Here is a 9,590-nt window from a genome sequence, read left to right on the forward strand (position 1 = left end):
ACGTGAAACCTCCCACTGCTGACGCACGTGGGCATCTCGGACGCAGCGGATTGTTTTGTCGCTGTAACATCAGGAACCCACCTCTCACGAGGTGGGTTCGCGCGAAAACCTGATTCACACTTCCCAACAATCGCTTGGTTGAACAAACCACCACCGCAAAGTATATTGATACCTTAGTTAACCAAGTGTATGAGCAATAAACTCCTGGTCATTGGACTCGACGGCGCTTCCTTCGATGTGCTCGATCCGCTGATTGAGAAGGGCTACCTCCCTCACATCGCGAGCCTGATCGCGCGGGGCTCGCGCTCGGATCTCGAAACTACCTTTCCGCCTATCACCGCAGTCGCGTGGTCCTCCTTCATGACCGGCAAGAATCCCGGCAAGCACGGCATCTTCGAGTTCGTAAGGCGCGAGCATCACTCGAAGCGCGAGCTCGCCGTTAACGCGTCGTTTCGTCAGGGCCGCGCTATCTGGGATTTGCTGGGCGATGCCGGCAAACGAGTCATCGTTCACAATTTTCCTTGCACCTATCCACCGCATGAAATCAACGGCCTGATGATTGCCGATTTCATGACGCCGCGCGGCCGGAAAGACTTCACCTATCCCGCATCACTGCTCACTGAAATCGAAGCGGCGTTCGGACCCTATAGGCTGCATCTGTCTCAGACTTACGCAGAGGGCAATGTCGACGCGGTGCTCGACGAGCTGTTTGACGAGATCGAGTACAAAGCAAGGGTAGCCACGTACTTGATGACCTGCTACGACTGGGATGGCTTCTTTCAATATTTTTGGGGGACCGATCGCATTCAACACGAGCTCTGGCACATAATCGATGAGGCTCATCCGAGGCACAACAAGGCAGAGGCCGCCGCCTACCGCGATCGGGTGTATGAGTATTTCAGGCGAGTTGATGAGATTGTCGGGCGTTTGATCGAGCTGGCCGGCGACGACCCGCTGGTTTTGATCGCGTCCGATCACGGGTTCGGTCCCGTGCACAAATATTGCTCGCTCAACATCTGGTTGCTTCAGCAAGGTTTTCTAAAACTAAAGCGCGATGCCCTGACTCGCGTAAAGCATCTGATGTTCTCGCTCGGGCTGACCCCTGAGTGGGCGTTTACAATGACAAGGAAGATTCCCGGCGCACTCCGGCCTGCGCGCGGCGTGAGCTCGAAGCCGGGCGCTTCGACGCTTATAAACAGACTCTTCTTGTCTTTCAACGATGTGGACTGGAGCCGCTCGGTAGCTTTTTCAAAAGGCAACTACGGCCAGATATATGTGAACCTGAAAGGGCGCGAGCCGGACGGCGTGGTGGCTGAAGAAGACTATGAATCTGTTCGCGAGGCGATCATCGGCCGTCTGCGTGCGCTCGAAGACCCGCTGACCGGCGAGGGCTGGGTCGGGCAAGTCTGGAACCGCGAGGAGATCTACAACGGGCCGCTCGTAGGCGATGCTCCCGACATCGCTTTCTTGCCGGCCGATATGCGCCACTTGCCTTTGGGAAACGCCGACTTCACTTCCAACAAGTTTATGGTTGACGCATTCGGCATATCGGGATGTCACCGAATGAACGGCGTGATGATCGCGCGCGGCCAGGCTATCAGGCCCGGCTTCTGCTTTGACGCTGCAAGCATCTACGACATCGCGCCGACGCTGCTTTACTTGATGGACCAGAATGTTCCGGATGACATGGACGGGCGCGTGCTTCGCGAAGCGATCTCGGAAGAACACCTGAATGCCAATCCAGTAAGGCTAAGCGCTCAGGGCGCGAGCGAGCGGCAACCCGGCGAAATGGAATTCTCGCCCGAAGAGAACGCGGAAGTCATCGAGAGGCTAAAGCAACTGGGCTACATCGGCTGACATCGGCTTACGGCGGACGATTGCGAACATGGGAGTAAAGCAACGACTCAAAGAGGCGATACGAATTCCCGCGGAGTCCGTCCTAAAGGTCTACTTCGATAGCCTGACAGGAAACGATTTCGATCCGGAGAAGATAAGCCGCATCCTGGTCTTCGCGTATCACGGGCTGGGCAACTTCATAATGTTCACCTCGGCGCTGCGGCTGCTGCGAGAGCGCTATCCAACCGCGCGCATAGACCTTCAAGTTGGAAATAATACCGGCAGCGATGAGGTGCTCGCCGGAGCTGATCTGTTCGACAACATCTACAATCTTCCTTATGACGCAGGTCTCGGTTCGTGGCTGAGACGCGCGACAGAGATTCGCGACGCGGAGTACGACTTGACCGTCAGCGAGTTTCACAGTCATTCGTGGCCGCTGACCTTGTTGATAGCGGCGAGCGGCGCTCCCTACAGACTGGGACACGTCACCAGCCCAGGATGGTCGCCTCGCTTCAGCCGCTACAGTTTCGTCTTCAACCTCCCGGTTGCGATGCGCGAGGACGAGCACGAGATCGACCGATACCTCGACCTGGTCGCGGCGGTTGGAACGCGCAGGATCGCCGCTTCGGAAGCGAACACGTTCATCCACCTCACGAATGAAGACCGGGAGTTCGCGCGGCGCTTTCTGCAGGACGGCGGCATAAGCGGCGCACGCACGATCATCGGATTCCAGCCGGGAACGTCGCCGGCGATGCGATGGAAGCAGTGGCCAATCGAACGCTATCGCCAGGTGATCGCGAGAGTCGTGACGGAAAAGCCGGACTCGCAGATCGTGCTTTTCGGCTCAGCCTCGGAAGAAGAAATGATCCGTGAGTTGATCCGGGGACTGGAGGGCCGAATCTCGTTGGCTGCTGGAAAGACTTCAGTAAAGCAGGTGGCGGCTTTGATCGAGCAATGCGATTTGCTCGTGTGCAACGACAGCGGACTGATGCACGCGGCGGTAGCCGTGGGAACGCCGGTGGTCGCGATCTACGGTCCGACGGACATTCGGCGCACGGCGCCGCTTGGGGACCAACACACCGTGATTCGGCACGAGCTGCCGTGCAGCCCTTGCTTCAAGCTCGAAGGCGATGATCAGGTGCATGCGTGTTCTCATCACGATTGCCTGATGACCATCGCGCCCGAAGAGGTCTTTAGAGCGATCGCTCGCATTTGGGACGAGGGAAGCGGGTATGCGCTTCGCAACTCGAGAGTCAACATCGTGCTCAGCGGTTGAATGGTTCTTGCGAGGTCTGATCGCAGCCGCCCACACCCAATGACGCTTGCTCGCCGCTCTAGGTGGCCTGTAGAATTACGGACTTTTGACAGATGGTGGTAGAACGAGATTGGGTATTAGGTTCGGATTAAATCGCTGAACAGCCCTTCAAGAAATTTCAGGGTCCCGAGTTCAGGGTTCCTGGTTCCTCAAACCCTGAACTACGAACCCGGAACTCTGAACCGTTGTTCTTTTCCTGGAGGGTATGTTCAGCCTTTTGAATTCATAATGAAATATTTCCCAATAATAGCGCTGATTGTGATGCCGGTTCTTCTTTCCGGCGGCTGCGCGCCTTCGAAGAGTGCTCACGCGGCAAAGCCGGAAATGACGCGCTGCCAGAGCGAGTTGAGCACCATTCCAGAGGTGGCGGCGGCGTTAATGAAAGCGCGAAGCAAGAAGCCGGGTGACGCCGAAGAGTCGGTTGAAGGCATGGAAATCGCGCTGACAATAAATCGCATGGTCCGAACCAAAGTCGAACCTGACCGAGATCAGGATGACTGGTGCTACACCGAAAACACGGTTGAGAACTTCCAGAAGCTGGTGCACGCGCTCAAAGATAATGATCTCCCGCCGACGGTGGACTTCCTTGCCGGCGAGTCGCTTGATCCGGCCGTGCAGGAAGAATGGCTGGCCAGCGGCAACCTCATCGGCAGTATGACCTACGCGGGCTGGAGCGTTAAGAAGAGGACCGCGCAGGAGTTCATAACCGCCCTGACCAGGAACGAACAAGCGCTCGCGCCGCTATGGAGCAAGTTCGAAAGAAAGCACAAGTACTTTCGTTATCCGGGTCTGAAGCTGGGGATGGACGATCAAAGGCCGCGCGAGATACGCGCTTTCTTAATCCAGAACGGCTACGTTGAAGTGCCGGCGACGATCGATTCGCGAGACGACTATTTCAGTCAACCTTATTGCGCCGCGCTGGCTCGAGGGGATCAGGTGTGCGCCAACTTCATTGCCGCAACGTTCAAGTCGTGTTTGCTTGATAAAACGATGAAGGCGCGGGCGGCGGCTCGGGATATCGCAGGCCGAGACGTGAAGCAGATATTGATGATACAGGCGAACCAGCTTACGAGCGATTTGTTGGCCGAGCTGCTGCGCTCGTACAAGGCAATGGGTGTGCGATTCATATCTCTCGACGAAGCCCTGCGTGATCCGTTCTATGCGACCGAGGATGTGACCAACACCGCGAATCAGATAATCTGGAAGACAAGGCGGGCGCAGTTGGGTGCAACGGCGGCAGCAGAACAATGAACCTGGGAGCGCAGGCATCCCTGCCTGCTTGGCGTTGCGCAAGATGCAGGCAGGCAAGGATGCCTGCGCTCCCGTGGGAAGCACAAATGAGTAACCATCCAAGCATCAGCGTTTTCTTTCCAGCCTACAACGATGCTGGAACGATCGCCAGCATGGTGGTGCTCGCGGATCGGACACTCAGAAAGCTGACTGACGACTATGAAGTGATCGTGGTAAACGATGGGAGCGGTGATCATACCGCGCAAGTGCTGTCCGAGATGGAATCGCTGTATCCCAGGCTTCGAGTGATTCATCACCCGGCGAACAGAGGATATGGCAGTGCGCTGCGGACCGGCTTTGCCAGCGCGTCCAAGGAGTTGATCTTTTACACCGACGGCGACGCCCAGTACGACGTGCGCGAGTTAGAAAAACTTGTGCCGCTTATGACCGGCGAGGTCGAGGTGGTCAACGGCTACAAGATCAGCCGCTCCGACCCGCTGCACCGGATCATAATCGGGGGTATTTATCGCTGGCTGGTCAGGTTCGCATTTGGAATAAAGATCCGGGACGTTGACTGCGATTTCAGGCTGGTGCGCCGCGCAAGCTATAACCGCGTTCGGCTCTCATCGACGAGCGGAACAATCTGCGTCGAGATGATAAAGAGTTTTCAGCATGCAGGGCTTCGTTTCGCGGAAGCGCCGGTTAATCACTATCATCGAGCCTACGGCAAGTCGCAATTCTTCAACTTCAGGCGCTTGTTCAAGACCTTTCGAGACTTGAGCGTTCTGTGGTGGCGGCTGGTGATAATGCGAAAAGCGCAGATCGTACATCCCGCAGAAGTGACTGCCCAAGCCATTTCTGCGTCTGAAGAAGCCCGGGAAAAGTAAATCAGTCCTGGGAGCGCAGGCATCCTTGCCTGCTTGGCGTTGCGGGAGAAGAGGCAGGCAGGGATGCCTCTTCTTTCAGGACGACATTCATTCCTGGCTGGTCATCCGTAATTCATATGCGAGATGAAGAGTACCGCGCGATGTTTGAGCTGGAGGAACGCCTGTGGTGGTACGAGGGCATGCGCGCGATCACCGCTTCGTTGCTGGGCCCAGGGCTCGGAGACAAGGAAGATCTGCGGCTGTTGGATGTAGGCTGCGGCACCGGTTACTCGCTTGTCTGGTTGCGTGATCGCTTCAGACTCGCCGAAGTTTACGGAGTCGATCTGTCTCCGCACGCCGCCGCGTTCTGGCGGGCGCGCGAGCTTGACACTGTAGCGTTGGCATCTGTGGACAAGCTGCCGTTCGGCGAATGCGAGTTTGACCTGGTAACGTGCTTCGATGTGATTTATCAACTGAACGATGAGCGGGCCAGCGCTGCCGTCTCCGAGATGCATCGGGTGCTTAAGCCCGGCGGGTTGCTGTTTATTCGCGAGCCGGCTTACCAGTGGATGCGCGGCGCTCACGACGTCGCGGTTGGCACGCACCGGCGCTACACGCTGACCGACTTGCGGCGGTTGCTGCGCGCACACGGGTTCAAGCCGCGGCGATCTACTTATGCGAACACGCTGTTGTTCTGGCTGGCCGCTCCTCATCGCTTGTTGTCACGGCTTCGGGGCAGCACCGAGTCCGATGTAAAGCAAGTTCCGCAATTGTTGAACAGCGTTCTCTGCGCAGCACTCAGGCTAGAAGCGCGCATGCTGGGCCGCGTAGGGTTCCCTTTCGGGTTATCGGCGATTGCACTGGTCGAGAAAGAGTCCCGATGAAAGCGAACGCCCGGCTTCGGAGCTCCGGCGATCGTGCTTATCGATAGAATGGGCCGCTATTGAACGTCGAGGGCAAGATAAGGCGGAATGATACAAGAAGCATCACATCAGACGTTGCTCGCCGAACCAAGCCGTAAGAGTCGGCTTGAGCAGCTGGGATCGCGGCTCAAGAAGATGAAATTGGGCGTCGTGCTCGCGCTTGTTGCCTTCCTCGCTGGCGCTGGCGTGATGCTGATGTACAGCCCGCTGCGCCATATGGAAGCTGGCGATTCCGCCGTTTACGATTACATGGCGCAAAGCATCGTGCGCGGTCAGATTCCCTATCGGGATGCAATAGACAGTAAGGGGCCCGGCAGCCTTTATCTGAGCGCGTTGGTGATGTTGATCGGCAAAGCCGTTGGAGTGCAAGACATCCTGGCGGTGCGGCTGTTTTACGTTGTGCTCACCGGCTTGTTGTGTACGATCACGTACCTGGTCGCCGAAGCTTATCTTCGCAGCCGCCTGGCAGCAGTCATCGCATTCTTAATCCCGCTAGTGTCAGAGCACTTTGCGGAGATGATGATAGAGGGAACGCGCCCGAAGCTGCCGATGATTCTATGCGGAATGGTGACCCTCCTATTGATTGCCAAAGACAGACCGTTTTGGGCCGGGCTCTTCTCCATGCTCTCGTGCCTATGCTGGCAGCCGGGCTTGGCGTTTACCGGCACCGCCGTGCTGATGTTCTCACGCTACCTGACTAGCTGGCGCGATCTGCGAGCGCTTAAAGTTCTGGCGGGCGCGGCCATCCCTCTGGCGGTAGTTCTCTTATGCTTTTATTCCGTTGGCGCTCTCGGCGACTTGTGGATGTGGACGGTTCACTACAACTACGCGGTCTACATGCCCGAGGCAAAAGTGCCGGCGAATGTTGCGCTCGCCCAAGTCTGGCGTTTAACAACCCAGGCGATGGGTGCGAACATTATTTGGGTCAAGCTGAGCATTGCGGGATTTGTGATTTATGCCATCGAGCGACTGTGGAGGAGGCTCAGAGAGAAGAAAGTGCTCGCAGTCCCAGACTTGTTCAGAGACGCGATCTTGATTCCTCCAGTGGTGCACCTGGCATTCTGCGTGGTCAACTGGCAGGGTCAGGAGTGCCTGATTCCTCTCTTCCCGTTCATCGGCATTTTTGCCGGATACTTCGTCGTAGCAGTCGCGCGGATGATCATATCGATCCCACTCATCGGTAGAAACCGTTTCGCCCTTCGGCTAGTTGAATGTGCGCCAATGATTCCGGTGCTCCTCATTGTGTTATCGGTGATCAATCACGCCAGAGTTTATGAACTCGAGCCTGGCGGAACGCTGCAGGATCAGGAGGCAGAGTTCAAAGCGGTCTCCGACATCCTTGAGCCGAACGACAAGATCTATGTTCACGGCACACTCGAGCTGCTGGTGCTGCTTAATAGACCCAATTTGAATCAGTACATATTTCTGCCCTACGGGAAGGACGAATATATCGGCTCGAAGTTGCCCGGCGGATTCAAGCAAATCCTGGCTGAAATGGAAGCCCAGGCCCCGAAGGTTATTGCTCTATCCCGCCTGCGGACAGTGTCGCATCAAGGTGACTTGCTGCAGTGGGCCGCGGAGCACTATGACAAGCTGCCGGTAGGATTCGCTCACAATTCGGTGTACGTTCGTAAGCAGCCGTAATTTTCTGGACAAACCAAGGTCACGCATGAGAGGACACCACCAAACCTAGCCGAGACCTCTCGCCGTTATGGGGATACTAGATTCTCAAACCGATCTTTCGTCTTCCCGCGATGAAAGCCACCCGTCTCTGCTTGGCCACCTCAAAATAGCTCGCGCCGATCATTGGATCAAGAATGTGTTCGTCATACCGGGAATAGTCGTTGCGATAAGCCTCGATCGCTCGACGCTGACGCCCATCCTGCTCTGGCACATTCTAATCGGGCTGCTATCGGTTTGCGTGGTGACTTCGAGCAACTACGTTATCAATGAAGTGCTGGATGCGCCGTTCGATCGCGAGCATCCGATCAAGAGCAAGCGGCCAGTTCCGTCCGGGCAGGTTAGCATTCCGCTGGCGTATGTGCAGTGGGTGGTTCTCATGCTTGTGGGCCTTGGATTGGGCTTGACTGTCTCAATCCCTTTCGCGCTGACGATGCTGGGTTTGTGGGCGATGAGCTGTATCTACAACATCCCGCCGATACGGAGCAAGGACTTGCCCTACCTCGACGTATTGAGCGAATCGATAAACAATCCGCTTAGGATGCTCGCCGGTTGGTACATTACAGGCACCAGTGCTTTGCCTCCGGCATCTTTACTGATCAGCTACTGGATGATCGGGTGCTATTTCATGGCGATCAAGCGTCTCGCCGAATATCGAGACATCAGCGATGCCGCCCGGAGCAAGGCTTATCGCAAGTCTTTTGCCTTTTATGACGAGCGCCGGTTGCTAGTCTCGATTATGTTTTATGCCTCGCAGTCGATGTTGTTTTTCGGCGCGTTCATTATGCGGTATCGCCTCGAACTGATCCTGTCATTCCCGTTGGTCGCTCTGGTGATGGCGGCCTATTTATCTCTGGCGTTCAAAAAAGACAGCGCTGTACAGCGTCCGGAAGGGCTTTACCGTGAGCCGAGGCTGATGGCCGCTGTAATTTCATGCGCGGCGCTGATGGTCTTACTGCTGTTCATCGACGTGCCAATTTTGCACCGAATCTTTGTCCCGAGCACACCGTGACTTCGAGGTTCGCGCCAGCTTAGAAACATGCTTAGAAACATGAAAGGTCTCAGATTCCATCTTGATTTTCTGATACTGGGATTTGTTATTGCGGCATTCGTAACCGTAGCGGCGCAGCGTCTGGCTACCGTGCCGGTCCCTGAAGGCGACGAGGCGTTCACGCTTCAAGTCCCGTACGAAATGCTGTACCGGGGTAAGCTGGCGTTGCCGATGTTGCGTTATCTGGGCGGCAACATCGAAAACGCCTGGCACTCTTATATCCCGGTCTACTTTGTGATCCTCAGCGAGTTTCACAAGCTGTTCGGGTTCGGTCTGGCGCAAGGGCGCGCGTTCAATTTGATGACCGCCGCGCTGACGCTGCTGATGATTTATCTGATAGGGCGCCGGCTGTTCGATTGGCGAGCAGGCTTGATAGCCGTCGTGATGCTGGTTGGAGATCAAACCTTTCTCGAGCGCAGTCGATTGCTGAGAGACGACTATGCAGCCGCGGCGTTTGCCTTACTTGCGTTCTATCTTTATGAGATAGGCGAGGAGCGCAAGAAGACGCGGTGGTACGTGGCATCGGGGCTTGCAGCAGGAGCAGGTGTCATGTGCCATACCAACATACTCTATATGCTTGGGGCGATCTGCCTGTTGATTCTGATCCGAGAAGGCAGGCGAGCTCTCTCACCCCTGGGAGCGCAGGCATCCCTGCCTGGGGGGGTGTGACGCGACCCCCAGCCCGCCGG

Annotated in this window: 8 protein-coding genes; all 8 read left to right on the top strand. The window is 56.4% G+C overall.

The window, feature by feature from the left end; translation table 11 throughout:
* The first annotated feature begins 189 nt into the window (after positions 1-189).
* The 8 genes from AABO57_19750 (at position 190) to AABO57_19785 (ending at position 9,570) form a co-directional block, all read left to right on the top strand.
* On the top strand, positions 190-1,857 hold the full coding sequence (locus tag AABO57_19750) for an alkaline phosphatase family protein (GenBank protein ID MEK6287959.1): 1,668 nt from the start codon (positions 190-192) through the stop codon (positions 1,855-1,857).
* Between the two features lie 28 nt (positions 1,858-1,885).
* Positions 1,886-3,112: a lipopolysaccharide heptosyltransferase II gene (gene waaF / locus AABO57_19755; protein MEK6287960.1), complete on the top strand. Its 1,227-nt coding sequence runs from the start codon at positions 1,886-1,888 to the stop codon at positions 3,110-3,112.
* 267 nt (positions 3,113-3,379) lie between these two features.
* Entirely contained in the window at positions 3,380-4,402 is a 1,023-nt protein-coding gene (locus AABO57_19760; GenBank protein MEK6287961.1) for a polysaccharide deacetylase family protein, read from the top strand.
* A gap of 86 nt (positions 4,403-4,488) precedes the next feature.
* Positions 4,489-5,268, top strand: a complete 780-nt coding sequence (locus tag AABO57_19765; GenBank protein MEK6287962.1) for a glycosyltransferase family 2 protein — start codon at positions 4,489-4,491, stop codon at positions 5,266-5,268.
* 140 nt (positions 5,269-5,408) lie between these two features.
* Positions 5,409-6,131, top strand: coding sequence for a methyltransferase domain-containing protein (locus AABO57_19770; GenBank protein ID MEK6287963.1), 723 nt, complete (start codon positions 5,409-5,411; stop codon positions 6,129-6,131).
* A gap of 87 nt (positions 6,132-6,218) precedes the next feature.
* Entirely contained in the window at positions 6,219-7,814 is a 1,596-nt protein-coding gene (locus tag AABO57_19775; GenBank protein MEK6287964.1) for a DolP-mannose mannosyltransferase, read from the top strand.
* Between the two features lie 67 nt (positions 7,815-7,881).
* Positions 7,882-8,862, top strand: coding sequence for a UbiA family prenyltransferase (locus AABO57_19780; protein MEK6287965.1), 981 nt, complete (start codon positions 7,882-7,884; stop codon positions 8,860-8,862).
* Positions 8,863-8,901: 39 nt separating this feature from the next.
* Positions 8,902-9,570 carry a glycosyltransferase family 39 protein gene (locus AABO57_19785; protein ID MEK6287966.1) on the top strand — a complete coding sequence of 223 codons (669 nt, stop codon included), beginning with the start codon at positions 8,902-8,904 and terminating at the stop codon, positions 9,568-9,570.
* Positions 9,571-9,590 lie beyond the last annotated feature (20 nt).

Source organism: Acidobacteriota bacterium, assembly GCA_038040445.1.
Classification (GTDB): Bacteria; Acidobacteriota; Blastocatellia; order UBA7656; family UBA7656; genus Onstottus_A; species Onstottus_A frigus.